The sequence below is a fragment of the Prauserella isguenensis genome, from assembly GCF_014191605.1.
Lineage (GTDB): Bacteria > Actinomycetota > Actinomycetes > Mycobacteriales > Pseudonocardiaceae > Prauserella > Prauserella isguenensis.
Map to the genome: position 1 here is coordinate 545,157 of NZ_JACHWU010000001.1, position 26,032 is coordinate 571,188.

Sequence of the window (26,032 nt, forward strand, 5' to 3'; positions counted from 1 at the left end):
GCGCGCGCAGCGCCAGGACAGGCGTTATGCCTTGACCTTCTCGTCGCTGCCGTCCTCCGGGTCCTCGACGACACCGGCATCCACGAGGTTGCTCGTCACGTGCTCGGTGAGCTCCTCACGCTGCATGCGCCGTTGCGCCCGTAGCGCCGCCCTGCGTTCAGCACTGAACTCGCGCCAGATCGATACACACATACCGATCATCACGAGACTGAACGGCAATGCGATGAGGATCGCGACCAGCTGCAACGTGGACAGACTGTCCTCACCGGGCAGCAGCAGCGCGATGGCCACCGCACCTTCGAGAACACCCCAGAACACCCGGCTCCACACCGGCGGGTTCGGGTCGCCGCCCGAGGACAGCATGTCGACCACGAGCGAACCGGAGTCCGACGAGGTCACGAAGAACAGCACGATCAGGATGATCGCGCCGACGATGACCACCGAACCACCGGGCAGGCCCTCGAGCAGCGCGAACAGCGACGTGTTCGTGTCGACCGTCGTCTCGCCGCCGTCGGTGGTGATCAGGCCACCCTGGCCCCACAGCTCGCGGTAGAGCGCGGTGCCGCCCATGACGCAGAACCAGATGATCGCGACCACGGTCGGGACCAGCAGCACACCGGCGACGAACTGCCGCACCGTGCGACCACGCGAGATCCGCGCGATGAACACGCCCACGAAGGGCGCCCACGAGATCCACCAAGCCCAGTAGTACGTGGTCCACCAGCCCTGCCACTCGGTGCCGTTCTCACCCGAGTAGGCAGTGGTGTTGACGCTCATCTGCAGGATGTTCTGCAGGTAGTCACCGAACGTCTGGACCACGTCACGGAAGATGAACAGGGTCGGGCCGGCGATCAGCACGAAGATCAACAGCGCGGCCGCGAGGCCGAGGTTGATGTTCGAGATGTACTTGATGCCCTTCTTCAGGCCCGTGACCACGGAGATCACCGCGGCCGTCGTGATCGCACCGATGAGGACCACGTAGGTGAGGTTGTTCGGCTCCTCGATGACATCGATGAAGCTCAGGCCGGCCGCGACCTGCATGACGCCGAGACCCAGCGACGTCGCGACACCGAACAGGGTGCCGCAGATCGCCGCGATGTCGATGACGTCGCCGATCCAACCGTTGACCTTCCGACCCAGCACGCCCTCGAGGGCCCACCGGATCGACACCGGGCGCTTCTTCCGGTGGATGGCGTACGCGATGGCCACACCGACCACGACGTAGATCGCCCACGGGTGCAGACCCCAGTGCAGCACCGCCTGGAGGATCGAGTCGTGGGCACCCGCTTCGGTGCCCTGCTCGATCCCCGTCGCCCTGTTCGGAATACCGGCGAAGTGGTTGAGCGGCTCCGCCACCCCCCAGAACACCAGGCCGATACCCATACCGGCCGCGAACAACATCGCGAACCACGAGCCGAGACCGAACTCCGGACCCTCGTCGTCGGGACCGAGTTTGATGTCACCGAAGTGGCTGACACCGATCCAGATCGCGAAGGCCACGAACACGGACACGAGCAGCAGGTAGTACCAGCTGAACGTGCCGATCACGGCGTCCTGGATGTTTCCGACGATCTCCGCGACGGTGTCGGGGAAGATGACGGAAATCAGGACGAAGGCCAGCACAATGATCACGGAGGGCCAGAAAACCCTCGGCGCGATCCCCTTGTGACCAGTCGATTGGCCCTCCGGCGATGTGGATGGCGCGGCCTCAGCTGCTGACGTTTCCGCCACGAGGCTCTCCTCCTTCATCGTTTCTTTCAACCGCTGCACCCTAGTAGGCCGTTCGGGCGATTTATCGATAACCGGCCGCATTGTTAGCGGGATCGTGATGATTCACGGTTCCCCCGGTCGATGCCGAACCCGCGACGGAGCGTTAACGTTCCCCGGTGTCACCGGACTCACGCGATCGCCTGAATCGCTGGCTGCGCAGGTGGTTCGCACCTGCCAGTACACCGCTTCCACAGCCGGTTCCCACAGCGGGCGATGCGCGACAACGGCGGATACTGACCGTCGAAGTCGTCATTGTGTTTACGATCACACTTGGTTTCGCGGGGCTTCGGTCCCTGTTCTCGTTGATCGACTCACTGTTACAAACCACTTCGCTGAGTGATCAGAGTGTCGCGATCAACGCGCCACAAGCCACCAACGAAGTAATCGACCTCCTTCGTCAGCTACTCAGTGCCACTCAGCTCGTCGCCTGGGGCGCTCTTGGCGTTTACCTGCTCTGGCGCGGGGGGATGAAGCTGGCCGAAGTCGGTCTTCCGCGGCGACCGCAAGCCGCCGACCTGCGATGGAGCATCGGACTCGCCGCGCTGATCGGCATCCCGGGGCTGCTGTTCTACCTCGCCATGTGGCAGTTCGGACTGAACCTGGGCGTACAGCCGTCGACGCTGGACCAGACGTGGTGGCGGCCGATCACGCTGACCCTGTCGGCGTTCGGCAACGGCTTCGCCGAGGAGGTCCTCGTCGTCGGGTACCTGATCACCCGATTGAGACAGCTCGGCATGGGCGAGAATACGAGCTTGATCATCTCCGCGGTCCTGCGCGGTTCGTACCACCTCTACCAGGGCTTCGGCGGATTCCTTGGCAACGTCGCCATGGGATTGATCTTCGGCCGCGTGTGGCAACGCACGAATCGACTGTGGCCGCTGGTCGCCGCGCACACCCTGCTCGACGTCGTCGCGTTCGTGGGCTATGCGCTGCTGCGCGACCACGTCTCGTGGCTGCCGTAGTCGCTCCCACTCCGCCCGCGGTCGCGATCACCGACAAGACCATGACCAGGAGGTTTGCGACTGCTTCGAACGTGTGTTCTACTGATCGGCGGCGGTCCGGAACAGCAGGGGACTCCGGACCACGACACGGAAGAAAGTACGTCGCGGGCACGACAGTTCCGTCGTGACGCGACACCCACCGCCCGCGAGCGACGGCCGCGCGGGACACCGGCCCACGGGGAGACAGCGACCCACGGGGAGACAGCGACCTACGGGGAGCCACCGGCCCACGGGGAGACGCCGGCCCACGGCGAAACACCGGCCTGCGGGGAAGCGCCGGCGAGAAGACGGAAAGGACTGTCGGAGGGGATGGAGATGGCCTGCAAGATCACACACCGCGCCTTGCGAGATCAGCAGATCCGGTTCGCGAACCGGGAGGCTGCGGAGCGGTACGCCGAGATCATGGGCGGCGGCGTCGAGAACTGGGTGTTCACGACCGTGCCGTCGGTGGTCGCCGAGTACGGCTGGGGCCCGTACCCGGAGCGTGCGCCACGAAACCGCGAGCTGACGCCCATCGGGTGACTACGCTCACGCGCGTGACGAACACAGCCAACACGATCAGCGTCCCGGGCCACGACGACACGACCTCGATCACGCCGGGCGTCCACAGCGAGGTCGGCCCGCTGCGGTCGGTCCTGCTGCACCGGCCCGGCGGCGAGCTCACGAGGCTCACGCCGCGCAACAACGACCAACTGCTCTTCGACTCGATCCCGTGGGTCGAACGCGCCCAGCAGGAGCACGACGCCTTCGCCGAGGTGCTCACCTCGCGCGGGGTGGAGGTGCTGCTGCTCGCCGACGTCCTCGAGGAGTCGCTCGCCGACCCACGGGCGCACGCCGCGGGCGTGCATACCGCGGTCGACGAGCGGCGACTCGGCGCCGAACTGGCGGACGCGCTGCGCTCCCACCTGTCCGGCCTGCACGCGGCCGCATTGCGCGAGGCGCTGATATGCGGGATGACGTTCGAGGAGCTGCCCGCCTCGGAGGGCGCCTCGCTGGTGCGGAAGATGCACCACGCGCACGACTTCGTGGTCGACCCGCTGCCGAACCTGCTGTTCACGCGCGACTCGTCGGCGTGGATCGCCGACCGCGTGGCGATCTCGTCGCTGGCCATGCCCGCGCGGGGCAGGGAGACGGCGCTGCTCGACCTCGCGTACGCGTATCACCCGCGGTTCCGCGGGGCGGCACGTGCGTACGGAGCGCATTCGGCCCCGGTCGAAGGCGGCGACGTGCTGTTGCTGGCGCCGGGCGTGCTGGCCGTGGGCGTCGGCGAGCGCACGACGGCTGCGGGGGCCGAGTCGCTCGCACGGTCGGTGTTCGCCGACGGCATCGCCCACACGGTGCTGGCTGTGCCGATCGCGCAGAACCGCGCGACGATGCACCTGGACACCGTGTGCACCATGGTGGGCCCCGACGCGGTCGTCATGTATCCGCTCGCCCGCGATTCGCTCGTCGCGTACACGATGCGGCCGGGCGACGACCTCTCCGCCGACGGCACCCGCGGGCTCCGGGTGGACAGTCCCGAACCGTTCCTCGACGCGGCGGCCGCCGCGATGGGCATCGATCACTTGCGGGTGATCGACACCGGCCTCGACCCGGTGACCGCCGAGCGGGAACAGTGGGACGACGGCAACAACACGCTGGCACTCGCCCCGGGCGTCGTCGTCGGATACGAACGCAACACCCGGACGAACGCACGCCTCGAGGAGGCCGGCATCGAGGTGCTGGCCATCGCGGGATCAGAACTCGGATCGGGTCGGGGCGGACCGCGCTGCATGTCCTGCCCCATCGCGCGAGGTCCGCTCCCGGGCGTGGCCTGACTCGCCACAACCTCGGATCGGTGACCGCTTCGCGACGTTTCCGTCGCATACCGTGATTGATTCCCCGAATGAGGGACGCCCGATCAGCCCGGACACAGTTGAGCCTCACCTAAGTGATTCCCGAACGACTTAGGTGAGGCTCATTTAATCTTAGGTGAGCCTTAATTTATTTAGATCACCCTTGGCTAATAAATTGTAGGCAAATGCGTTCCGGATCACCAGACCCCCGGTGGAGAAATATGGGTCGACGGGCGTACATTGAATGTATGCCCACGACGAAGCAGGATTCCAAGCAGCCGCGTTCCAAGTTCTACGAATTGCTGCAGGGTCAGGTCCACAACGAGTTCCACGCCTCGCAGCAGTACACCGCACTGGCCGTGTGGTTCGACAACGAGGACCTGCCCGAGCTCGCGAAGTTCTTCTACGCGCAGGCCATCGAGGAGCGCAACCACGCCATGGCGCTCGTCCAGTACATGATGGACACCGACCACCACGTGACCATCCCGAGCACGGGCGAGGTGCGCAACGAGTTCTCGAGCGCCAAGGAGCTGGCCGAGCTGGCCCTGGAGCAGGAGAAGGAGGTCACCAGCGACATCAAGACGCTGACGAAGGCCGCCCGCTCCGAGGACGACTTCCTCGGCGAGCAGTTCATGCAGTGGTTCCTCAAGGAGCAGGTCGAGGAGGTCGCGACGATGAGCACGCTCGTGAACGTGTTCGAGCGCGCCGACGGCAACCTGTTCGAGGTCGAGCGCTTCGTGCACAAGCACCTGCGCGGCGACGACGCCGACGACGACATGCCGGAGGTCGCGGGCGGCAAGCTCTGACGCTTCGCCTCGGGCACGCGCGCGCAGCAACTTCCGCAGCAGCGTTCGAGAACCGAAGGGGCGGTGCCCCTCGCGGTAGATTCGGATCACGGATCAACCGCGAGGGGCACCGCCCTTTTTTCACATTCTTCGCACTTTTCGGAAGGAAAGGCTCACCTCACCTGCCCGCGAACCTGCGACCGCGGGAAGTACGACCCCGATTCGCCCGACTCCCCGCTCGCCGCGGTTGCCCACAATGTTCGCACTCGTACGGCCACCGCCGGGCCGCAGACGATCATGCAAACGGTCGGTGGCGCTTCTCGTCCGGCCGTTTCGAACCCAACGGAACAGAAAGCTCGCGATCCTCCGACTTGACCCGTCGTGATTTCGCCGCCACCGTAGATTTGACCACAAGGAGCGTCTGCGCTCGACCTGGGACATGGTCGGTGGAAGGCAGGGCACCATGAGCGAGTCGAACAGCGGTGACAGAGCACCTTCCGGTGAAGAGGCCGCCCTGCCGGGCAACGCCGCAGAACAGAGCATCACCCAGAGCGACACGACCGACGCCCAGATCGAGCGCCAGCTGCGCAGTCACGGCGTTCGACTGGGACGAGGCGGGATCGCCCCCTCCGTCTTCTGGCCGAGCCTGATCGTCGTCGCGGCCATCGCACTGTTCTCCATCATCGTGCCCGAAACGGCCGGTGGCCTCTGGAACTCGGTTCAGGGCGGGATCGTCAGCGGGTTCGGCTGGTTCTACACGCTGGCGATCGCGGGATTCGTCCTCTTCGCGATCTTCCTCGGAGCCAGTCGTTTCGGCGACATCACGCTCGGCAAGGACGGCGAGGAACCCGAGTTCGGCCTGTTCTCCTGGTTCACCATGCTGTTCGCCGCCGGCATGGGGATCGGGCTGGTCTTCTTCGGGGTCGGCGAACCGCTGACCTTCTTCTCCGACCCGAAACCCGGCGTCGACGGCGGTTCGGCGGAACGTGCCTCGCAAGCCATGGCGCAGACGTTCCTGCACTGGGGGTTCCACCCCTGGGCGGTGTACGTCATCGTCGGCCTCTCCCTTGCCTACGCGATCCACCGCAAAGGCCGCCCGGTGTCGATCCGCTGGGCGCTCGAGCCGCTCCTCGGGGAGAAGGTCAAAGGCTGGGCCGGGGACGTGATCGACGTGCTGGCCATCGTCGGAACCCTGTTCGGTGTGGCGACGTCGCTCGGACTCGGCGTGACGCAGGTAGCCACCGGGTTGAGTGAGATCGGCGTGGTCGATCAGGCCGACAACCTCCTGCTCGTCGCGCTGATCGTGGGCATCACCCTGATCGCGATCGTCTCGGTGGTCAGCGGCGTCGGCCGCGGCATCCGATGGTTGTCGAACTTCAACCTGTCGTTGGCAGGCGTGTTCCTGCTCGCGGTGCTGCTACTGGGGCCGACGCTGTTCCTCGCCAGGGACTTCGTGCAGTCCCTGGGGTCCTACCTCGCCAACGTGCTGCCGATGACCTTCGACGCCTTCGCCTACGCCGGCCAGGAGGGCATCGACTGGGCAGGTAGCTGGACGATCTTCTACTGGGGATGGTGGATCGCCTGGGCGCCGTTCGTCGGCGTGTTCATCGCGCGCATCTCACGTGGCCGCACGGTGCGCGAGTTCGTGGCCGGCGCGCTGCTCGTCCCCACCATCGTGGGCTTCCTGTGGTTCACGATCATGGGAGGCACGGCCATCGACCGGCAGCAGCGGCAAGGCGATCTCGTCCCCGAAGACGGAGTGGTCGCCGAAGAGGCCTTGTTCGACACGCTGCGGGGCCTGCCGCTGGGGATGATCCTGTCGGTCATCGCGATCATCCTGGTGGTCATCTTCTTCGTCACTTCCTCGGACTCGGGCTCACTCGTGGTCGACATGCTCGCCTCGGGCGGACACCCCGACCCACCCACCTGGAGTCGAGTGCTGTGGGCGTCGCTCGAAGGACTCGTGGCCATCGGACTGCTGCTCGCAGGCGGTGACGAGGGGTTGTCGGCCTTGCAGGCCGGTGCTGTCTCGACCGGTCTGCCGTTCGCCGTCGTGCTGGTGGCGATGGCCGTCGCGTTGTACAAGGCGCTCAACGCCGAACACCGCGAAATCGTCAAGGTGAATCGGCGCCTCTACCGTCGCGAACTCGCCGGGGAGCTGTCGCAGGACTTCGACCGGCACTTCGGGGAACAGGTCGACCAGCGCATCGACTACGCGCTGTCGACCACGACCGGAATCTGGAGCCGGGCCGACAAGCGCACCCCGATCAGCACGCTGTCCCGCGCGCGGCGGCGTGGACGCCAGCGCTCGTCCGGATCCGGAGGTGGCGGGGACGGTCAATCAGGCGGCGGCCCGCCGGGAGGCGCACCGCCCGGAGGCGGAGGCTCGGCAGGCGGCCCGGCAGGCGGAAGCGGCCAGTCCGGAGGCGGTCCGCCGGGAGGAGCGGCGCCGGACTAGGTCACACCGGTACGACCGCCACACCCGCGACGGTGGTTCGTTGTCCGCGTCGGCGCGCTCTCAGCAGCTGACCTCGGGATCGGGCACGGTCAGCCGCAGCGTGGTGACGCGGTCGCCGTCGACACCGAAAAGGTACTGCGAATCGGCGTCGGGATTCGGCTGCACCCGATGCCTCTCGCCCCGGGGTTCCGACTCCGGATACGCCCTGTTCAGGTCCGCCACCGGTGAGCCGACGCCGACACGCTCCGGCGTCGGAGCATCGGCGGCCTGGAATCGCACGATGCCGTGCCCGCCGCGGATCGCGACCCGCAGGACCCCGGGCCCCGACACCTCGTAGGTGCGGCACCGGCCCTGCGCGGGCGGCCCGTCACCGGGGTCCATCGCACCCGTGGCCACCGCCTCGTCGTAGCTCATCAGCAGGGTCAGCGGCTCCTGGCCCGAAGCACCCAGCGGTGGGCCCTCCGGGAGATCGGCGACGATGCTGGTCGCCGACGACGGGCGCATGCTCGGCGGCGCCGACCGGTTCGGCGGGGCCGTCCGCGGCATCGACGTCGAAGCCGCCCCGGGCGGCGACTCCACCGTCGTGAGACCGGGCGGCGGCGCCTCGTCGGCGGCACGGCTCGTGTCCCGCGGAACCGACACGTCGGTCGAGCGCGTGATGGGCCCGGAGCTGTCCGCGGCGGCGATGTCGCCGGGGCCCGGCGCGCCACCTGCGCCCGACAACACCAACCCGCCCGCCACGGCACCGAGTGTCACGACCACGCCCGCGCACGCACCTGCCGTCGCGCGCCTGCGCCTGCGACGTCGCGCACCTGCGACGACGGCGTCGGGGTCCGGGACCGCGACGACACCGAGCGCCGCGTCGTCGAACAACCGCCGCAACCGCTCCCCGACCTCGGCATCGCCGCGGTCGGGGTCGTTCGCGCCTGTCATACCGTCGCCCTCCCCTCCGAGTCCGGGTCGTCGTCACCGAGCCGGCCACGCAGTGTGGCGAGCGCCTTGCTGGCCTGGCTCTTGACGGTCCCGGCCGATACCCCGAGCGAGTCGGCGATCTCGGCTTCGGACAGTCCCTCGTAGTAACGCAACACGATGACGGCGCGTTGCCTCGGCGGCAGATCTTTCAGCGCCCGCCACAGCGGTTCGTGTTCGAGCGGGTCAGCAGGCGGTGCGCCGCCGGTCTCCGGCAGGTCCGCGACGAGGTTCTCCCGCCGATGTTTGCGCCAGCGGCTGATGTGGGCGTTGGCCATCGAACGGCGGACATAGGCGACCGGGTCGGTGGTCTTGCGCTGTACGCTCGACCAGCGCGAACCGATCTTCTCCAGCACCGTCTGCACCAGGTCGGCGGCGTCGTGCGGATTGCCGGTCAGGGCGTGCCCGTAGCGCGTCAGCCCGGCGAGGTTGGCCTCGACGAACTCGCCGAAGCCCGCGAGGTCGTTCGCCACGAACGTCCTCCCTCGCTACAACCCGCTCGTCCTGTCCTGCCCGGCGAGCGCGCCGCCGTGGTCGCGCCTGTTTCGGGCGCCGGAAATCGCGGCCCGTCAGGCCGGGTACTCGTGCAGCCCCTTCGGCAGCCGGAAAGTGCCGTCCGTCTCGGGAGGGAACGCGCACGTCTCCACGACGGCCGCGACCGGTATCGGACCGTAGACGTGGGGAAACCACGGCGCACCCGGTTCGGGCGGATCGGCGGGCTCCCAGCGCAGCGGCGCGTCGAGGCGGGCCGGGTCGATCACGAGCAACACCAGGTCGGTGCGGCCGGGGAACACCCGCTCGGCCGGAAACTGCACGGTGCCGAAGTCGCTGCAGTGGACGAACCCGACGTCGCCGAGCGAGTCGGGACGGTACTCACCGCCTGCGGGGACAGCGGCCCAGTCGGCTTCGGGGCAGATGTGGAGGATCATCGGCGTACCGCCTCACCGCAGCGTGAACTGCCGGCCGATCAGCCCGTCGCGGGCCCGGCGCTCGGCGGCGTCCAGCGGCGTCTCGTCGAGCGAGGCGGACGCCTCCGTCAGGCGCGCACCCAGCGCTTCGGCCGGCTCCACCCATTCGCGCGCGTGCGCCTCCGGGTCCAGGTCCCACACCGGCACGAGCAGCCCGTGGGCGCGGAACGAGCCCGCGAACTTCGTGCCGTCGCCGAGCGTGAGCGTGCCTGCCGCCGACAGCCGCGCAAGCGCTTGCATCAGACGGTTCTCCTCGGCAGGCCACACCCACCGCAGATGCGCCTTCTCACCGGCCAACACCCAGTAGGCGCCCGAGGCGAGCCGTTCGGTCGGCATGATGGCCTCGTTGGCGCGCTGCAGCGACATCGCGACCTCGCCCGTCGGCTCCTCGCCCTCGGGCAGCCACCACGAGAAGTCCTTGTGGACCTGGACATCGAGGTCGGCGGACGGGTCGAGCAGGTCCTGCAGCCGCTCACCCGGCTGCGACGGGCTGCGCGTGTCGGCGACCGACAGCACCTCGCCGGGCTGCGCGGACAGCGCCCACGACAAGGCCCGGCCCAGGTCACGGCTGATGTCCCCGGATCGCGTCTGCACCTGCAGTCCGACGAAGACCTCGCCGTCGGCGCGCACGAACGCCGCCGCGGCCATGGGCAGCACCGACGCGATCGTCACCGTGCGGTCGCTGTGCTCGCCGGCCAGCGGCAGGGTCGCGGTCGCGGGCGGCACGAACTCGCGCATCGCGATGAGTTCCGGCTCGGCCGTCAGGCCCTCGAACGGCCGCCCGACGAATACGTCGCGGACCTTCTCCTTGCGCTCCTTCTTCCGCGCGGCCTTGCCCACTGCGCTCGCCTCCCGGTCGTCATTCGCCTGGCGGAAAACGCTACTCGACCGGCGGTTCGGTTACTGTCGGCGGGTGTTCGATCCCGCCGACCCCGTTTTCCTCGCCGATCCGTACCCCGAGTTCGCCCGGTTGCGCAGCTCGGGAGGCGTCCACCACCACGACGACCTCGGCCTCGCGGTCGCCGTCTCCCACGAGGCCGCCACCGCGGTGCTGCGGCACCGGTCGCTCGGCCGCATCTGGTCCGACGCCACCCCGCTGGAGCAGTTCGCCTCGTTCAACATGCTCCACCGCAACTCGCTGCTGGAGAACGAACCGCCCGCGCACACCCGGTTGCGCAGGCTCGTGTCGCGGGCGTTCGCGCGCGGACACGTGGAGCGGCTGCGGCCGACGGTGCAGGCGCTGGCCGGGCGCATGGTCGACACCGTGGCCGCGGCGATCGAGTCCGACGGCGAGGCCGACCTGCTTGAGCACCTGGCGCAGCCGCTGCCGGTCGCGGTGATCGCCGAGCTGCTGGGCGTGCCCGAGGAGGCGGGACCGCAGCTGGTCGAGTGGAGCAACGCGATCGTCAAGATGTACGAGTACGGCCTGCCCGCCGACAGGCGCGCCGAGGCGGAACGTGCCGCCGAGGCGTTCGCGGGCTACCTGCGCGACCTGGTCGACGAGCGGGCCGCCGAACCGGGCGATGACCTGCTGAGTCACCTCGCGGTCGGCGAACTGACCGGCGACGAGGCCGTCGCGACCGCGGTGCTGCTGTTGATGGCCGGCCACGAGGCCACGGTCAACGTCATCGGCAACGGGGTGCGCGCCCTGCTCACCCACCGCGACCAGTGGGACCTGCTCGTCGCCGACCCGGACCTGGCCCCGACGGCGACCGAGGAGCTGATCCGGTTCGACTCGCCGTTGCAGCTGTTCGAGCGCACCGCGACCGCCGACGTGGAGATCGCGGGCGTCACCGTCCCGGAGGGCGCGAAGATCGCAGCGCTGCTCGGGGCCGCCGCGCGCGACCCCGAGGTGTTCGACGAACCGGACACGCTCGACATCACGCGGGAGAAGAACCCGCACCTGGGTTTCGGCGGCGGTATCCACTACTGCCTCGGCGCCCCGCTGGCGCGGATCGAGATCGCCGCGGCTCTGGAGGCGCTCGTGACGCGGTTGCCCGGACTTCGGCTCGTCAGGGAGCCCCGGCGCAGGGCGGAGTTCGTCATCCGCGGTCTGCGCGACTTCCCGGTCAGCGGGTAGAGGTTGCAGGGCGGGAACGGCGGTCCGGCTCCGGGGCGCCGTGGACGGCGACGACCTGACGCAGCGCGAGCACGTCGGCGTCGACCGGGGACAGCAGCCGCGTGATCCGCTGGACGAGCACGACGCTGACGAGCGCCAGTCCGGCGGCGCAGGCGTGGGTCAGTGCGCTGAGCACCACGCCGTCGGCGTCGGCCTGCACGCCGTCACGCAGCCGCCACACGACGGTGAGCACGGCGAGCACGAAGTTGGCGCACCACGTCGCCCACCAGCCGAGCACCAGCCGGGACGGCCGCGGCCGCTCGTCGGCGGGCCTGCGCAGCACGGCGTGTTCCAGCTCGGCCACGATCGGCCCGGCGAGCAGCACGTTCGCTCCCGGCACGAGCATGCAGACCAGCACCTGCCACGCCGGGCGTGGCACGTCCTGGCCCGCATCGACCGCGGCCACGGACCGGGCGACGAGCAGCCACCACAGGGCCACTCCGACGGCCAACAGCGCCATGATCGGCGTCATCAGCGCGAACGCGAGCACGAACGCGTCCGACGCGCCGACGACCTCCGGGGTCAACGCCGACGTGCGACTCTGCAGCAGGAGCACGTACCGCCAGCCCTCGGCGATCGCTGCGAGCCCCGCCAGGACGGCGAGCGCGATCAGCAGCGTGACGGCGTTCCTGCTCGTCGACCGGAGCCGCTGCCGGGGCTCCATGCCACCGGACGACGTTCCGGGAACGGCCGTCGAGTGGCGCCACACGAGGCTCGGGAAACCCCACCGGGGCGGGGACGGGTACCGCGGCGGTCCCGTGTACGGCATGCGCCGGGCACGCGGGCGCGGGCGGGCCGCGCCCGGTGGGACGGTCGCGACCCACCGCACGCTCGGCCTCGGCTGCTGCTCGCCCGGCTGCCGGTGCGGGTACCTGCCCGGATGCATCGCGGCTACAGCACCTCGGGTTCCGCCGCGTCGTGATCGGTCTCCAGCGCGCGGCCCTCGGTCTGCCAGGACTTCATGCCGCCCGCCACGTTGACGGCGTCGACCAGTCCCGCCGCGTTGAGCCACGCCGTCGCCTGCGCGGACCGGCCCCCGGTGCGGCAGATGACGTACACCGGACGGTCATCGGGCAGTTCGGCCAGTCTGTCGGTGCTTGCGGGCAGGTCGCCGAGCGGGATGTGCACCGCGTCGGGCGCGTGTCCCGCGGCCCATTCGTCGGCCTCACGGACGTCGAGCAGCACCGCACCGTCGGCGGGCAGGTCGGACACACGTGTCGTCGGGATCTCGGCTGGGTTCACCACGAGCCCATCGTCGCACGAACCGCGTGACCACCGCGTAGGAGCGAGATCCGGCCCACGACCGGCTACTTGCGGTGGCGGCCCTGGGAGGTGCGGGTGTGTTCCTCGGCGCGGCCGAACCGCTGCACGGCGCGGTCGCGCATGAAACCCAGTGGGTCGGGTGCGTGGAGCCGCAGCATGACGGCGCCGACGTCCTCGGGGACACGGCTCGAGGTGCCGATGCTGACGAGGACGGTCAGGCCGAACGCCACCGGCACGGTGACGAGCGCGGGCCGTTCCAGCAGCCACGGCGCCCACCCGCCGGTGTGGGCGGACACGGCGTTCAGCACCACGGCCAGCAGGACGAGGCCGCCGCCGGTGCACATGCCGACCATCGCGCCGAGCCACGTGAGCCGCCGCCACCAGACACCGAGCACGAGCAGCGGCGCGAACGTCGACGCGCCCAGCGCGAACGACATGCCGACGCTGAGGGCCAGGTCGTCGATCGGCAGGGTCACGGCCAGCAGCACGGCGATGCCGGCGACACCCACACTCGCCACCCGGTAGTCCCGTACCTTGCCCGCGAGCAGGTCGGTGGCGATGACGCCGGACATGCTGGACACGAGGCCGGACGCCGTCGAGAGGAACGCTGCGAACGCCCCGGCCGCGAGCAACGCCGCGAGGATCTGCCCCGCCACACCCGACAGCATCGCCGTCGGCAGCGCGATCACCGCGGCGTCCGTCTCGCCGGTGATCAGCAGCTCCGGCACGAACATCCGCGACAGCATCCCCAGCATCACGGGGAACAGGTAGAAGAGCCCCAGCAGCAACAGCACCTGCACGGTGGTGCGCCGCGCAGCCTTACCGTCCGGGTTGGTGTAGAAGCGCGACAGTACGTGCGGCAGGCCCATCGTGCCGAGCAGCAATGCCAGCAGCAGCGAGTACGTCGACAGCAGCCCGGACAGGTCGGTGCTCGGCAGGAGCCAGTCGAGGTTGGCCGATGTCGCCTGGTCGACGGTCGGAACGGCGGCGCCTTCGGGGAACGTCAGCTCGGACCCGGCGTCGACGGTGTGCTGCGAGCCGGCGTGCCAGGTGGTCCAGCCCGCGCCGCCGGAGCCGTCGTCGACGCGCACCCGTGTCAGGGTGTCGACGCCGAGGGTGACGTCCGTGTCGACCGTGACGGTGGTGTGCGCGGCGAAGTTCGGCGGCGCGGGTTCGTCGAGGCTGCCCGCCGACCCCGGGGCGCCCGCACCACCGGCGACGAACACCGCGCACAGCACGAACGTCGGTGCAGCGATCGCGAAGAGCTTGAACCAGTACTGGAACGCCTGCAGCAGCGTGATGGCGCGCATGCCGCCACCCATGACGTTGTAGGCGATCACCACCGTGACCAGCACCGACCCGACCCACGCCGGCGTCGGCATGATCATCGTCAGCGCCAGCCCCGCGCCCTGCAGCTGCGGCAGCAGGTACAGCACCCCGATGAACACCACGAACCACGTCGAAGCGGTGCGCAGTACGGGCGAGGACAGCCGGGCCTCCATGAAGTCCGGCAGCGTGTAGGCGCCCGACCGCCGCAGCGGCCCGGCGACGAACAGCATCAGTGCGAGGAACCCGGCCGTGAACCCGATCGGGAACCACAGCGCGTCGGCGCCCTCCTTGAGCACCAGTCCGGCGATGCCGAGGAACGAGGCTGCGGAGATGTACTCGCCCGCGATGGCGGCGGCGTTGCGCCGCGAGCGCACGGTGCGGCGGGCGACGAGGAAGTCGTGGGTGCTGCGCGCGAACCGCGATGTGCGGTGACCGAGGTAGAAGGTCACCACCACGACCAGCGTGACGCTGACCAGGGCCCACGGGTTCACCTGCACGCACGCCTTCCTCGCGGAGTTTCCCGGCGGCTCGCCCTCAGTTCTCGATCATGTTCACGAAGTCCTGTTCGCGCCGCTCGGCCAGCCGGTTGTACCACAGTCCGACGCCGAACATGAGCGGGAACGGCGCCACCGCGAGCAGCAGCCACGGCAGCGGAATGCCCGCCAGGCGCAGTTCGGCGGCCGCGGGGACGGCGTAGAACACCGCCGGGATGGCGCACAGCACCACCAGCACCAGCAGGCCGAGCAGCACGGCCGTGCGCAGCTGCACCTTGACGAGATCCTTGATGAGCAGTTCGCCCCAGCTGGTCTGCTGCTCGAGCTCGACCCGCGCGCGCAGGCTCGTCGACGACCGGCTCGGTTCGGCCAGGACGACGCGCTGCCTGCGGATTCGCGGCTGCCGGGGCTCCGAGGCGCGGGGTTCGGGATTGCGCTGGTCCGAGGCGCGGGAGGCCGAGTGGGACGCCGCCGCGTGCGAAGGACCCCTCGACGACCGCGGCTGCTGCGGCTGCTGCGACGGCCCCTGAACGAACGGTTCGGGTGCGAACGGCTTCGCGGGCTTGCCGAGCGTCGGATCCGGCTCGCGGATGCCGCCCGGCCTGCCTGCCGGGTCCGGTGGGTCCGTCGGGTCCCCCACGGCCCGTCACCCTGCTCGCGAGGAGCCGACCAGTTTGTCCTTGAGCGCCCGCGTGTGTCTGCGGGAAACGGGCAGCACCTTCTCCTCGTCGCCCAACACGACCTGGTAGCCGCCCTGGGCCATGCGCAGTTCCGTGATCAGCGGCAGCGCGACGAGGTACGACCGGTGGATCCGCACGAACCCGGCGCCTCCCCAGCGTTCCTCGAGCTGGGCCAGCGGGATGCGCACCAGGTGGCTGCCCTCGGTGGTGTACAGCCGCGCGTAGTCGCCCTGCGCCTCGACCCACCGGACCGACGAACGGGGGATGAGCTTGGTCGTGCCGCCCAGTTCGACGGGGATGACCTCCTCGTCTCCCCCGGTGCCGTCGTCGGCGGCCGGTTCCGCGGCCGCACCTGCGACGGCACTGCGCACGGGCTGCGTGTCGAGTTTGTCGAGCACGCGGCCGATGGCCTTGTCGATGCGTTCCTGCCTGGCCGGTTTCAGCACGTAGTCGACCGCGCCGAGGTCGAACGCGTCGACGGCCTCGCTCGCATAGCCGGTGACGAACACCAGCACCGGCGCGGGGTTCAGCGATGCGAACACCCGCGACATCTCCATGCCGGACAGTCCGGGCATGTTGATGTCGGCGAACACCGCGTCGACGGGCGGGAGGCCGGCGTCCTTGCGCCGGTTGATGTCCTCGTCCTCGGATCCGAGCAACCGCAGCGCCTCGGACGCGTCGACGGCCGGAATCACCCGGCCGACGACGTCGTTCGACTCGAGACAGTGCCGGAGCTGGTCAAGGCCGGGTAGCTCATCGTCAACCGCCAGGACGAGGAGCTTTCGGTTGTCATCACGAGCACTCACAGTGAGCGTTATCCTGCCGTGAGTACAGCGCGACTGTCTACACCGCTCCGGGCGAAACTCTGTGTCATAGGCCGAAACGTGACCATGCGGCGCGGTGCTCCAGTGCCGTCAGGACCGCGGCCGCGGGAGCGCCCAGTCCGAGCCGCGCGGCCAGCGACTTCTTCGGCTCGGCCACCACGAGCTCGGCGTCGGGATAGCGCTCCGACACCACGTCGCGCAGGTTGCCGACCCGGTCGACGAGGCCGAGCTCCGCGGCACGCTGGCCGAGCCACACGTCGCCGGTGAACAAGTCCCTCTCCGCCGAGAGCTTGCTCCCGCGACGCTCGCGGACCCACTCGGCGAACAACCCGTGCAGATCCTCGTGCACGCCCTTGAGCCACTCGACGTCCTCGTCCTTCTCCGGGCTGAACGGGTCGAGCCTCGCCTTGTTCTGCCCCGCGGTGTACAGGCGCCGTTCGATGCCGAGCCGGTCGATGAGCCCGGTGAACCCGAACCCGCCGCTGATCACGCCGATCGAACCGACCTGCGACGTGCGGTGCGCGACGATCTCGTCCCCTGCGCAGGCGAGCCAGTAGCCACCGGAGGCGGCGATGTCCTCGCAGAACGCGATGACCGGCACGTTCTTCTCGTCGGCCAGCTGCCGGATGCGCTCGGCGATCAACCCCGACTGGGTGGGCGCGCCGCCGGGCGAGTTGATCTGCAGCGCGACCGCCTTGAGGTTCTCGTGACCGAACGCCCTGGTCAGAGCCGATTCGACGGTCGAGAGGTTCAGCACGCCCCTGCCGACGGGTGACGCGTGCTGCGTGATGATGCCGTGCAGTTTCACCACCGCGACGACGTCCTTGTCCCTGCGCTCGATCCGGTCCCCTACGACGGGAATCCGGCCCGCCAGCCCGCTCTTCGCCATGCCCCCACCGTAGCGACGATCACCGCGTCGGGCGGCTCCGAAATCCGCCACGAACGGACCCGACCCGACCGGTGGCACCGGTGCGCAGGTCCGTCCGGGCGATACGAGCCCGATCACACCGGTTCCCGGTTCTGCCGGTTCTCAGTGCAGCCGGCCCTCAGCGGTGCAGGAACCAGTGTTGCCGGGCTCAGGTGGACCGGGGTGTGGACGTCGGGTCGGGCTCTTCGTCGGCCCGGCGTTTCCGTTCCGCGGGCTTGCCGCCGCGCGCGGCGGCCTGGGCTGCGCGGGCGGCCTGCTTCGCCTCGGATGCCTGGCGCGCGACCGGCCTGCGCGACGGCTGCGACGACGTCTGCCGTGTGCCCTGCCCCGGGGCGGGGTTCTCCTGGGGAGGTGCGGCGGGCGGCTGTTGCGTCGACGGGCGCTGCTGGCCCGGTGACGACGCCCCGTGCGCCGGTGTCATCCCGGGGTGGGTCGAACCGCGCCTGCCCGCTGGCGAACTGGGCTGTGCCGGTGCCGGTCCTGCCGGTCCTGCCGGTCCGGGTGCGGGGCCGCCTCGTCCCGAGCCGGGCTGTCCCGAGCCGGGCTGGCCTGGGCCGGGCTGGCCGGGGACGGACTGCGCCGCGGCGGGCTGCGTGGGCGGTGTCGAGGGCGGCTGCGCCGGGGCCGGAGGCGCCGTGGGAGCTCCGGAGCCGTCCGGCACGGAACCGCTCGACGTCGCCGCGAGCGAACCGTCCGCCGCCACGCCGCCCGGAAGGGCGGACGGGTCGTCGTCCGACGTGCCCTCGGCGGCGAACTTCAGCATGTCGGGCCGTACGCCGCGCACGAACTTCGGCACCCGCATCGTCACCTTCATGCCCGCGCCGGGAGCGGTCTCGACGACCAGCGAGTAGCGGTTGCCGAACACCTGACTCATCCGGCGGTTGATGCCGGTCAGGCCGATGTGCGCGCTGGAACGCGAGTCGCGCATGCCGTCGAGCTGCTTCGGGTCCATGCCGACGCCGTCGTCCTCGACACTGATCTCGGCCTCGGTGCCGTAGTCCTGCGCCGTCACGGTGACGGTGCCGCCGCCCGGCTTGTTCGCGATGCCGTGTTTGACGGCGTTCTCCACCAACGGCTGGATGAGCAGGAACGGCACGACGACGGACTGCACCTCGGGCGCGATCTTCAGTCGCACGCCGAGCCTGCCGCCGTAGCGTGCGCTCTCGATGGTGAGGTAGCGGTCGATGTTGCGCAGCTCGTCCGACAGTGTCGTGAACGTGCCCTCGGTGCGGAAGCAGTAGCGCGTGAAGTCGGCGAAGTCCTGCAGCAGTTCGCGCGCCTCTTCCGGATCGGTGCGAATGAGCGAGGAGATCGTGTTCAGCGCGTTGTAGACGAAGTGCGGCGAGATCTGCGCCCGCAGTGCCTTGATCTCGGCCTGGTGCAGCTGGTGCTTGGTGTCCTCGAGCCGCGCCGCCTCGAGCTGGGTGCCGACGAACCGTGCGACGGCGTCTGCCATCTGCACGATGCGTTTGCCCTTGGTCTTGCCGACGACGATCAGCACCGCGTCGGTCTCGCCCTCGACGATGAGCGGCACGAGCACGGCGGTGCGCATCCTGCAGGTGCCGCGGTGGTTGCAGGGCATTTTGTCGTGCGAGACGACCTCGCGGCGGTGTTTGCGGATGCAGGTGCCGATGGTGTCGACCAGGTCGACGTAGTGGTCGTTGGCCTCGCCGTCCCAGGCCAGCAGCGTTCCCTCGCCGTCGGTGATGCCCACGGCGACGCCCTTCAGCAGCTTCAGCAACCTACTCGTCATCTTCTCCGCGGCGGCCTGGTCGAGACCTTCGCGGAGTTCGAGCGGCGCCTTCGCCATGACGTACACGGCCTCGAGCACGGCGTCGTCGATCGCGCTCGTCGGTTTCCGCCGCTTCAGCAGCACGATCGCGAGCGTGATCACGAGCAGCGCAATGATCGCCCCCAGGGCGATCGGCACGGTCAGCTGCTCGGACACGGCGTCAATGCTGGAGGGTCACCGTCGCGGTGGCAAGGCCCGCAGGAGTACTTCGCGTATCCGATTCGACACTCACCGTCATGGGCCATATGGGCGAGGCCCTCACTTGACGAGCCGTGACAACCGCCGATCGGCGAGTGGTTTCCCGCCGGTCTGGCACGTCGCGCAGTACTGGAACGCCTTGTCGGCGAAGGAGACCTCACGCACCGTGTCGCCGCACACCGGGCACGGCAGGCCCGTCCGCCCGTGTACGCGCAGTCCCGACCGCTTCTCGCCCTTCAGCCGTGCGGCGTCCTGACCGACGGAACGCTCCACAGCGGCGGTCAGCACGCCGTGCAGAGCGTCGAACAGCGCGTCGAGGTCCTCGGACGTCAGCCTGGCCGGCGTCGCGTACGGCGACACCCGCGCGGTGTGCAGGATCTCGTCGGAGTAGGCGTTTCCGATGCCCGCGACGGTCTTCTGGTCGGTGAGCACGGTCTTGATCCGGCGTGTCTCGCCGGTGAGCAGCGCTTCGAGCCGGTCGCGGTCCAGGTCGAGCGCATCGGGACCGAGCGCGGCGATGCTGGGCACCTCGGCGGGATCGGTGACGATCCAGACGGCGAGCCCCTTCTTCGTGCCTGCCTCGGTGAGGTCGAACCCCACGTGCCGGGGCGCGGAGCCCGGGTCGGCTGCCGCATCGTCGGCGGACAGGTGCGTGCGCAGGGCGAGCGGGTTCTTGCGGCCCGGTGCAGGCGGCTTCGCGGGCAGGTCGTCCGACCAGCGCAGCCAGCCCGCCCGGGCCAGGTGGACGATCAGGTGGAGGTCGCCGCACTCGACGTCGAGGTGCTTGCCGTGCCGCCCGGCGCCGGTGACCTCGCGGCCGCGCAACTCCGTGTATGCGGGCGTGACGGTCTTGAGCACGCTCAGCGACACGACGTCGATCCGGGTCACCGCGCGGCCGACCGCGTGCTCGCGCAGATGGTGTGCGAGCGCTTCGACCTCGGGTAACTCGGGCACGGTGGCTACTCCACGGGGTGCAGCGGACCTTCGAAGTCCGGCAAATCGTGCTGGGCGATCGACTTGGCGATCCGTTTCACCTCGCCGTTGATGTTGAACACGCCGCTGACCGTGCCGACCCAGCGTTCGGACGGGTGGTCACCGGTCGGGTCGCCGTCGGTCTCGGCCACGACGGTCCAGGGCCTGCGCAGCACCCACCGCAGCGGGAAGAACAGCGCGATCAGCAACAGGCCGTACGGCACGAACTCCGGGATGACCAGACGGTCCGGCATCGACAGCACCAGCGCACCCGCCAACGCCAGCGCCACGCCCGCCATCATGACTCCCGGCGTGTAGTTCGCGGCGGCGTCGTGCTCGAAGTCGTCGGCGGTCGCGGGCTGCCGCCACTCCATGTGCGCCCGGATGACCCATTCCCGGCCGTCGTTTCCCCGGACCAGCCGGTTCATCACGTTCCTCCGCAGCCCGCCGGTGTCCCTGTCGGTGACAGAAGCACGTACCTCACCGTTCCTGTCGGTAACAGACGTTACCGGGAGTGTCACTCTCCGCGGAAGTAGGCGCCCGCCGGTTTCCGGCCTTGGTGGTCCGGTCCGGCCTTCGGAAGCGGGTGGTCGCCGCCGTGGGCACGCTCGTCACCGTCGTCGAGACGTGGCGCGGGTTCGGAGGCCGACTTCCGGGCCTTGTCCCCGGGCTCCGGGGCGCTGCGGTCCGGGGCGCTGGCGCTGCGGTCCGGAGCCGCGGCGCTGTGGACGCCGGGGCGTTCGGTCGGCGGTTCGAACCCGCGTGCGCGGTCCCGTCGGGCGTCCGCGGCCTTCTCCGCCCACGCGTGCGCGAGGCGTTTCGCCACCGCCGCCTTGTCCTCTGCGGGCGCCTTGTTCAGCCCCGGCGCGGCTTCGGGTCCCGGCGCCTTGTTCGGCCCCGGCGCCCGGTCCGGTCCCGCGGCCTGTTCCCCGGCCGGGGCGCCGTTGCGCTGCCCGCGGCCGGCGTTGTCGTCGCCGTCGGTGCCGCCGTCGCCGCCCGCGCCCACGTCCGAGCGCGCCGTGCCTCCCGACCGATCGGAGCGGACGTTCACACCAGCACCCCTGGGAGAGTCCGCAGTTCCACCGTCGGCTCCCCGCCGGGGACCGCGCTCGGCGCCGGGTTCGGGTTGCCCCGCGCGAGGCTGTCCTGCGCGAGGCTGGGGCTCGCTGCCGGCCCGGGGCGCGTTCCGAGGCTGCTTCGCACGAGCGGAGTGGCCGCGCTCGGACCCGGGCACGGAGTAATCGGTGTCGGCCATCGGGCCGCGCTCGTCGCCGTCGCCGTCGCCGGGCGCGCGGTCGTCCTGTGTCCCGTTGTCCCGCACGGCGTGGTTCGGAACGGCACCGTTCTGCGCACCGTCGTCGGCCACGGCACCCTCGGCGGCCTCGCCCCGCTCGTCGCGCGGGGGGCCGTCACGGTCGGCTTTGCGGTCGACCTCGGGGCCCACCGGTGGCGGTTCGACGAGTTGCAGGTCGCCGCGCGGCCCGCCGTGCAGTCCGATCGTCTGGCGGCCGTCGTCGGACAGGTCCGCGACACCCGCCACACCCGCGGCGCCGACCGCGACCGTCGAGGCGACCGCGAGCCCGACCTTCACGTGCCCGCCCAACGCAGCCAGACCACCAGCCGTGCCGGACACGGAACCCGCCGCCGACCCGGAGGCACCGGCCGCGGACCCGGCCACCTCCGACACGACACCCGAGGCGGCACCGCCCCAGTTCGCGACCACACCGGCCGCGGGCACGAGCAACACCAGCACGCCGGCGTGCGAACGGAGCGAGGAGCAGACATCACGCAGCTCGTCGTGCGTCGACCGGCACGACGAGCACGCCGACAGGTGCGCTTTGACCTTGCGCGCCTCCGCCCCGGTGACGCTGCCCGCGGTGTAGCCGCCGAGCTTCTCGACGATGGTGCGGCAGCCGTTGGAGCTGCGCCCGGTCGCGAGATGTGCCTGCAGGTACGCGGCGCGCAGTCCGATCCGGGCTCGCCGGGCGAGCGCCGCCGTCGCGTTGGGGCTGAGACCGAACTCGGGCGCCACGTTCGCGGGCTGCACCCCTTCGACCTCTGTCTGCCACAGCACGGTGCGCCACCGCTCGGGCAGACTCGAGAACGCGCGCGTGATCAGTGACGCCTCGGCGGTCGAGCTCTGTGCGTCAGCGCCGCCGCCGACACGGGTCGTCAGTTCGTCGTCGCTGACCGGGACGTCGCGGCGGGCGGCCTGCCACTCCCACGTGACGCGACGCGCGACGGTCAACAGGTACGCGCGGACGTTGTCCCTCGGCCCGTTGCCGCGGCGGACCGCCTGCAACACCCTGAAGAACGTCTCCGCGGTGATGTCCTCCGCCTCGGACCCGTCCCGCGCGATCCCGCGGGCGAGCCGTCGAACGGAAGCCACGTGGAGCTCGAAGAGCTCCCCGAACGCGTCGTCCTCCCCTTGACGCAGCCGTTCGAGCAACCTCGCCTCGTCGGTCGCGGTCACCGTGCGGTCCATTCAGCCAGCCACCCCCTAAGGCCTGCCCTGACCCCCTCGTCACGTGCAGGCACCAGTTGAATGTTGAACACGATACGGAGAGTGGAGCCGTTACGTCACCCCTCTGCCAGGCCCCTGACGCCAACGTGTAAACTTCTCCACCGTAACCGGGAAGGCACGCTGGACCGGGGACACCGACAACTACACATGCGGGTCCACCACATGCGGACCCAAGGCATGCGGACGTAGCGCAGCTGGTAGCGCATCACCTTGCCAAGGTGAGGGTCGCGGGTTCGAGTCCCGTCGTCCGCTCCGAAGAAGAGGCCCCCGTGCAGTGCACGGGGGCCTCTTCTTGTGGTTCCCCCTGATCCCTCTGTTTCCCCTCGCCCGTGGTTTCCTGTGGCCCGATTCCCCCTCGAAACCGGGCCACGGGTCAGCGAACCTGCCGCCGGCACCGCGTTCGGCGTCGGGATCGTGCCGGGCGCTCCGCTGTGACCATGCGTCCACGATGCCGCGACGGCGGGGGCGCGGGCTTCAGGGAAACCCCGCGATCGGGGTGGGTGAAACTACTCAGGTTTCGCGCGGCCCGCCGCGAGCCGAGGCGAGAACGAGCGCGGTTACTGCTCGCGCCACGCGAGCGGCGACAGGGTGAGCGCTGCGTCGGCGACCCGGCGGGCGGTGGTCGTAGTCAGGTTCCGCAGGGCGCTGTCGATCCACTCGCCCGTACCGGCGACACCGACGTCGCGGTATTCGACGGCCTGGAGCAGCATCTCGAGCTTGTCGGCGTCGCGGGCGCAGCGCGCTTCGGGGCTCGCCGCGGTCTCGTACTCGTCGACGGCGTGGCGCACGCTGTCGCGGGACGCGTCCGGCAGCGCGGACGTCTGGTCAGCGGTGATCAGCCGCGGGTCGGGCTTGTCGACGTACGGTTTCGCCGAGTGGGGCAGGTCGCCGGTGCGGGTCTCCTGGGTGTCGTGCCACAGCGCGAGGTAGGCGGCACGGTCCGGGTTCGCACCCTCCTCCGCGGCGAGCAGGCCCGCGAGCTGGGCGACGCGCATGGTGTGTTCGGCGACGGACTCCGGGTCCCGCACGCCCGCCTGCCACCAACCGGCCCGCCGGATGCGCTTGAGCACGCCGAGTTCGTACCCGAACGCCGCGATCCGATCACCGGTCATGGTCCGCGGAACCTCCCCTGTCGTGTCGTCTGCGCCGAGACTAGCGAAAGCCGGCCGCGTCCCACGTAGCCCCGGCTGCGGACAGAAAAAGACCCGGCCCCTCGAAAGCGAGAGAACCGGGTGGTATGTGCATGTGCCCCTCGTACAACCACCGGAGCGGTTGTCACCACCCCACCGGCTTGGATACACCGGCGACGGGATCAGGCAGTTGATGCGCGAAGAAACGGGCTCCGTAATAGACGTTGAAAGCGTCCACGTGGACACCGGTCCGCATCGACTCGCCAGCCGAATCGCTCATCGTGGAACCTTAACGACCACACCCGACAAGTCACCCAACACAGGCCCCCGCGCGGGACGAGCGCTCAGCGGGTGACCGGCTCGCGCAGCAACGCGACGGTCGACGCGGCGGGAAGCGGCCGTCCACACGAGCGGGCCCGACAAGCCTCCCAGCGGGTCGATCCGGACGGACTGCGGTTCGCAGCCACCCGAGGCGAACCCTACGGCGTGGACTTCACCGCGCCGATCCCGATCGGGCAGATGAACCATCTGCACCACAACGTGCTGCCGGAAGCCAAGGACACGCACTCGGATCTGCTGCCGTTCCTCGGACGCGACGACACCTGAGCCCGAGTCACGCTCCGGTCGACGGTCGTTTCGGGCGGTAGACGCGGCCGAAGCTGCGGGGGCTGTCGTCGTAGATGTCGACGAGTTCCCAGTCGACCCTGCGGCCACCGGCGACCTCGAAGATCCGCACGCCGTCGCCGAGGAACACCGGCGCCACGAAGACCTGCATCTCATCGATCAGGTCGTGCTCCAGCGCCTGCCTGGCGATGTCTGCGCTGATGATCTGGACGTCGGCATCCCCAGCGATCTCCTGCGCCCGGCGGACCGCTTCGACGACGTCGCAGTTCAGGGCGGTGACGTCCGGGTCGTCGGCGAGTTCCTCCGGACGGTGCGTCAGGACGAACTCGGTTCCGGACCACGCGCCGCCGTAGGGCTCGGACGTGAGCTCGTCCCGGTCTCCGCGCTGGGACTGCGCAGCGTCGTAGCCGTCGCGGCCGGAGATGATGACCGCGACCTCACCCGCCATACGTTCGATCGTGCCGTCGGCCAGCGATTCCGCCGCCGACATCCAGCTCATGTCGTGTCCGGGGCCCGCGATGAACCCGTCGATCGAACACGTGAATCCCCAGGCGACCTTGCCCATCTCAGCTCCCATGCCGTGGTTCCACAAGACCACGGAAGTTAGTGGCACACCCCGACAATTCCGGTGCGGCGACAGTCCGGCGGGGGCGACAGTCCGGTGGGGGCGACAGTCCGGTGGGAACGCAGTCCGTCCTGCGACACGAGCGGCACCACCGAACGACCACCGCGGAACCACCGGCCGGTCTCATCCTGCTCCCGCCGCCTGTCATGCCTGGCGAGGAGGGATGTCCGTTGAACGCTCACGCGCGCTACACGCGATACGTCAACGCACGGCTCATCAAGGAACGCGCGCAGGCCGTGGGGGTGACGGTCGTCGGCGTCGGCATGATCGTCCTCGGGATCATCGCGCTGAACGACGACGACGTCACGTGCGGCGGGCAGACCATGGAGCAGGGCGAGGTCTGCGAGTCGACCAGGAACGGCGAGACCACCGCCGAACGCGACTACGCGGCCCAGTCCGAGGAGAACACCCTCACCGGCTGGTTGCTCGCGGGCGGCGGAGCGGCGATGGTCGCAGGCGGCGGGTTCTGGACGGCCGCAGCGTTCGCGAGAAAGAAGCGCGTCACCGTCGACGAGGCCGCCGCCGGTCTCACACCTGCCACCGTGGTGGCGGCTCGCCGTTCCGGCGGCACGCAGCAGGCTCCGCCGTACCGACCCGGGCCTCCGCAGCCACCTCCGGGGTTCGCGGGCCAGCACCCGCCGGACGACGGCCGGGCCGCGAACGGCATGTGGCAACCCGGCGGACCACAGCACCCGTTCCGCTGACGACTGTTCCCGGGGCCGACTCCACCGCGAGGGCCTGTAC

General features: G+C 70.0%; 25 protein-coding genes, 1 tRNA gene and 1 pseudogene. 9 read left to right on the top strand and 18 right to left on the bottom strand.

Translation table 11 applies throughout. The annotated features are described in order from the left end of the window. Nucleotides 1–24 precede the first annotated feature (24 nt). On the bottom strand, nt 25–1,749 hold the full coding sequence (locus FHS23_RS02525) for a BCCT family transporter (RefSeq protein WP_183650664.1): 1,725 nt from the start codon (nt 1,747–1,749) through the stop codon (nt 25–27). 161 nt (nt 1,750–1,910) lie between these two features. Here FHS23_RS02525 and FHS23_RS02530 point away from each other — a divergent pair, with 161 nt between their 5' ends. The 5 genes from FHS23_RS02530 (at nt 1,911) to FHS23_RS02550 (ending at nt 7,849) form a co-directional block, all read left to right on the top strand. Then, nucleotides 1,911–2,732: a CPBP family intramembrane glutamic endopeptidase gene (locus tag FHS23_RS02530; protein WP_221219088.1), complete on the top strand. Its 822-nt coding sequence runs from the start codon at nt 1,911–1,913 to the stop codon at nt 2,730–2,732. Nucleotides 2,733–3,086: 354 nt separating this feature from the next. Further along, complete coding sequence (locus FHS23_RS02535) at nt 3,087–3,293, top strand: hypothetical protein (protein WP_183647113.1); 207 nt, start codon at nt 3,087–3,089, stop codon at nt 3,291–3,293. A gap of 35 nt (nt 3,294–3,328) precedes the next feature. Beyond that, nucleotides 3,329–4,588 carry an arginine deiminase gene (locus FHS23_RS02540; RefSeq protein WP_183650670.1) on the top strand — a complete coding sequence of 420 codons (1,260 nt, stop codon included), beginning with the start codon at nt 3,329–3,331 and terminating at the stop codon, nt 4,586–4,588. 266 nt (nt 4,589–4,854) lie between these two features. Next, nucleotides 4,855–5,412, top strand: a complete 558-nt coding sequence (locus tag FHS23_RS02545; RefSeq protein WP_183647116.1) for a ferritin — start codon at nt 4,855–4,857, stop codon at nt 5,410–5,412. A 442-nt stretch (nt 5,413–5,854) separates the two neighbouring features. Next, on the top strand, nt 5,855–7,849 hold the full coding sequence (locus FHS23_RS02550; RefSeq protein WP_183647119.1) for a BCCT family transporter: 1,995 nt from the start codon (nt 5,855–5,857) through the stop codon (nt 7,847–7,849). 60 nt (nt 7,850–7,909) lie between these two features. Here FHS23_RS02550 and FHS23_RS02555 read toward each other — a convergent pair whose 3' ends face one another. From FHS23_RS02555 to FHS23_RS02570, 4 genes are all read right to left on the bottom strand, one after another. Continuing rightward, nucleotides 7,910–8,782 (bottom strand): RodZ family helix-turn-helix domain-containing protein, encoded by an 873-nt coding sequence (locus FHS23_RS02555; RefSeq protein ID WP_183647122.1) that lies wholly within the window; start codon nt 8,780–8,782, stop codon nt 7,910–7,912. Next, complete coding sequence (locus FHS23_RS02560) at nt 8,779–9,291, bottom strand: SigE family RNA polymerase sigma factor (RefSeq protein WP_183647125.1); 513 nt, start codon at nt 9,289–9,291, stop codon at nt 8,779–8,781. The genes FHS23_RS02555 and FHS23_RS02560 overlap by 4 nt, the downstream gene beginning before the upstream one ends. A 96-nt stretch (nt 9,292–9,387) precedes the next feature. Then, nucleotides 9,388–9,747, bottom strand: a complete 360-nt coding sequence (locus tag FHS23_RS02565; protein WP_183647128.1) for a DUF952 domain-containing protein — start codon at nt 9,745–9,747, stop codon at nt 9,388–9,390. Nucleotides 9,748–9,759: 12 nt separating this feature from the next. Continuing rightward, nucleotides 9,760–10,626 carry a DUF5926 family protein gene (locus FHS23_RS02570; RefSeq protein ID WP_183647131.1) on the bottom strand — a complete coding sequence of 289 codons (867 nt, stop codon included), beginning with the start codon at nt 10,624–10,626 and terminating at the stop codon, nt 9,760–9,762. Nucleotides 10,627–10,699: 73 nt separating this feature from the next. Here FHS23_RS02570 and FHS23_RS02575 point away from each other — a divergent pair, with 73 nt between their 5' ends. After that, entirely contained in the window at nt 10,700–11,866 is a 1,167-nt protein-coding gene (locus FHS23_RS02575; RefSeq protein ID WP_183647133.1) for a cytochrome P450, read from the top strand. On the opposite strand, the gene FHS23_RS02580 is transcribed toward FHS23_RS02575, so the two are convergent. The 10 genes and pseudogenes from FHS23_RS02580 to FHS23_RS22885 all read right to left on the bottom strand — a co-directional run bounded on the left by FHS23_RS02580 (nt 11,856) and on the right by FHS23_RS22885 (nt 22,870). Then, nucleotides 11,856–12,791, bottom strand: coding sequence for a DUF4328 domain-containing protein (locus FHS23_RS02580; RefSeq protein ID WP_183647136.1), 936 nt, complete (start codon nt 12,789–12,791; stop codon nt 11,856–11,858). The genes FHS23_RS02575 and FHS23_RS02580 overlap by 11 nt on opposite strands. Nucleotides 12,792–12,796: 5 nt before the next feature. Next, on the bottom strand, nt 12,797–13,147 hold the full coding sequence (locus FHS23_RS02585) for a rhodanese-like domain-containing protein (RefSeq protein WP_183650672.1): 351 nt from the start codon (nt 13,145–13,147) through the stop codon (nt 12,797–12,799). A 65-nt stretch (nt 13,148–13,212) separates the two neighbouring features. Beyond that, the gene (locus tag FHS23_RS02590; protein ID WP_183647139.1) at nt 13,213–14,994 is read right to left on the bottom strand and encodes a sodium:solute symporter family transporter; all 1,782 of its coding nucleotides are present in this window, start codon (nt 14,992–14,994) and stop codon (nt 13,213–13,215) included. Between the two features lie 37 nt (nt 14,995–15,031). Continuing rightward, a complete protein-coding gene (locus FHS23_RS23660; RefSeq protein ID WP_183647142.1) occupies nt 15,032–15,631 on the bottom strand; it encodes a hypothetical protein in 600 nt (199 codons plus the stop codon). Between the two features lie 6 nt (nt 15,632–15,637). Then, nucleotides 15,638–16,489, bottom strand: a complete 852-nt coding sequence (locus FHS23_RS02600; protein WP_183650674.1) for a LytTR family transcriptional regulator DNA-binding domain-containing protein — start codon at nt 16,487–16,489, stop codon at nt 15,638–15,640. A 52-nt stretch (nt 16,490–16,541) separates the two neighbouring features. Continuing rightward, nucleotides 16,542–17,384 carry a S49 family peptidase gene (locus FHS23_RS02605; protein WP_183647145.1) on the bottom strand — a complete coding sequence of 281 codons (843 nt, stop codon included), beginning with the start codon at nt 17,382–17,384 and terminating at the stop codon, nt 16,542–16,544. 787 nt (nt 17,385–18,171) lie between these two features. Further along, nucleotides 18,172–19,380: pseudogene (locus FHS23_RS02610) on the bottom strand (sensor histidine kinase); the annotation flags it as partial. A gap of 93 nt (nt 19,381–19,473) precedes the next feature. Next, the gene (locus tag FHS23_RS02615; RefSeq protein WP_183647148.1) at nt 19,474–20,367 is read right to left on the bottom strand and encodes a DNA-formamidopyrimidine glycosylase family protein; all 894 of its coding nucleotides are present in this window, start codon (nt 20,365–20,367) and stop codon (nt 19,474–19,476) included. 5 nt (nt 20,368–20,372) lie between these two features. Continuing rightward, entirely contained in the window at nt 20,373–20,813 is a 441-nt protein-coding gene (locus FHS23_RS02620) for a DUF983 domain-containing protein (RefSeq protein ID WP_183647150.1), read from the bottom strand. Between the two features lie 89 nt (nt 20,814–20,902). Next, nucleotides 20,903–22,870, bottom strand: coding sequence for a sigma-70 family RNA polymerase sigma factor (locus FHS23_RS22885; protein ID WP_221218933.1), 1,968 nt, complete (start codon nt 22,868–22,870; stop codon nt 20,903–20,905). 218 nt (nt 22,871–23,088) lie between these two features. On the opposite strand from FHS23_RS22885, the gene FHS23_RS02630 reads away from it, so the two are divergent. Next, a tRNA-Gly gene (locus FHS23_RS02630) sits at nt 23,089–23,161 on the top strand. Between the two features lie 305 nt (nt 23,162–23,466). On the opposite strand, the gene FHS23_RS02635 is transcribed toward FHS23_RS02630, so the two are convergent. Then, nucleotides 23,467–24,021, bottom strand: coding sequence for an HD domain-containing protein (locus FHS23_RS02635; protein ID WP_183647153.1), 555 nt, complete (start codon nt 24,019–24,021; stop codon nt 23,467–23,469). Nucleotides 24,022–24,184: 163 nt separating this feature from the next. Then, the gene (locus tag FHS23_RS23495; protein WP_281372338.1) at nt 24,185–24,319 is read right to left on the bottom strand and encodes a hypothetical protein; all 135 of its coding nucleotides are present in this window, start codon (nt 24,317–24,319) and stop codon (nt 24,185–24,187) included. Between the two features lie 71 nt (nt 24,320–24,390). On the opposite strand from FHS23_RS23495, the gene FHS23_RS02640 reads away from it, so the two are divergent. After that, nucleotides 24,391–24,645: a hypothetical protein gene (locus FHS23_RS02640; RefSeq protein WP_183647156.1), complete on the top strand. Its 255-nt coding sequence runs from the start codon at nt 24,391–24,393 to the stop codon at nt 24,643–24,645. 7 nt (nt 24,646–24,652) lie between these two features. On the opposite strand, the gene FHS23_RS02645 is transcribed toward FHS23_RS02640, so the two are convergent. Next, on the bottom strand, nt 24,653–25,240 hold the full coding sequence (locus FHS23_RS02645) for a dihydrofolate reductase family protein (protein WP_221218934.1): 588 nt from the start codon (nt 25,238–25,240) through the stop codon (nt 24,653–24,655). Between the two features lie 218 nt (nt 25,241–25,458). On the opposite strand from FHS23_RS02645, the gene FHS23_RS02650 reads away from it, so the two are divergent. Beyond that, a complete protein-coding gene (locus FHS23_RS02650) occupies nt 25,459–25,992 on the top strand; it encodes a hypothetical protein (RefSeq protein ID WP_183647158.1) in 534 nt (177 codons plus the stop codon). The last annotated feature ends 40 nt before the right edge of the window (nt 25,993–26,032 follow it).

Bases quoted from the DNA above. Each gene is read 5' to 3' on its own strand.
- FHS23_RS02525 (WP_183650664.1), bottom strand. From the start codon at position 1,749: ATGAAGGAGGAGAGCCTCGTGGCGGAAACGTCAGCAGCTGAGGCCGCG.
- FHS23_RS02535 (WP_183647113.1), top strand. From the start codon at position 3,087: ATGGCCTGCAAGATCACACACCGCGCCTTGCGAGATCAGCAGATCCGG.
- FHS23_RS02545 (WP_183647116.1), top strand. From the start codon at position 4,855: ATGCCCACGACGAAGCAGGATTCCAAGCAGCCGCGTTCCAAGTTCTAC.
- FHS23_RS02550 (WP_183647119.1), top strand. From the start codon at position 5,855: ATGAGCGAGTCGAACAGCGGTGACAGAGCACCTTCCGGTGAAGAGGCC.
- FHS23_RS02555 (WP_183647122.1), bottom strand. From the start codon at position 8,782: ATGACAGGCGCGAACGACCCCGACCGCGGCGATGCCGAGGTCGGGGAG.
- FHS23_RS02565 (WP_183647128.1), bottom strand. From the start codon at position 9,747: ATGATCCTCCACATCTGCCCCGAAGCCGACTGGGCCGCTGTCCCCGCA.
- FHS23_RS02580 (WP_183647136.1), bottom strand. From the start codon at position 12,791: ATGCATCCGGGCAGGTACCCGCACCGGCAGCCGGGCGAGCAGCAGCCG.
- FHS23_RS02605 (WP_183647145.1), bottom strand. From the start codon at position 17,384: ATGGCGAAGAGCGGGCTGGCGGGCCGGATTCCCGTCGTAGGGGACCGG.
- FHS23_RS02620 (WP_183647150.1), bottom strand. From the start codon at position 20,813: ATGAACCGGCTGGTCCGGGGAAACGACGGCCGGGAATGGGTCATCCGG.
- FHS23_RS22885 (WP_221218933.1), bottom strand. From the start codon at position 22,870: ATGGACCGCACGGTGACCGCGACCGACGAGGCGAGGTTGCTCGAACGG.
- FHS23_RS02635 (WP_183647153.1), bottom strand. From the start codon at position 24,021: ATGACCGGTGATCGGATCGCGGCGTTCGGGTACGAACTCGGCGTGCTC.
- FHS23_RS23495 (WP_281372338.1), bottom strand. From the start codon at position 24,319: ATGAGCGATTCGGCTGGCGAGTCGATGCGGACCGGTGTCCACGTGGAC.
- FHS23_RS02645 (WP_221218934.1), bottom strand. From the start codon at position 25,240: ATGGGAGCTGAGATGGGCAAGGTCGCCTGGGGATTCACGTGTTCGATC.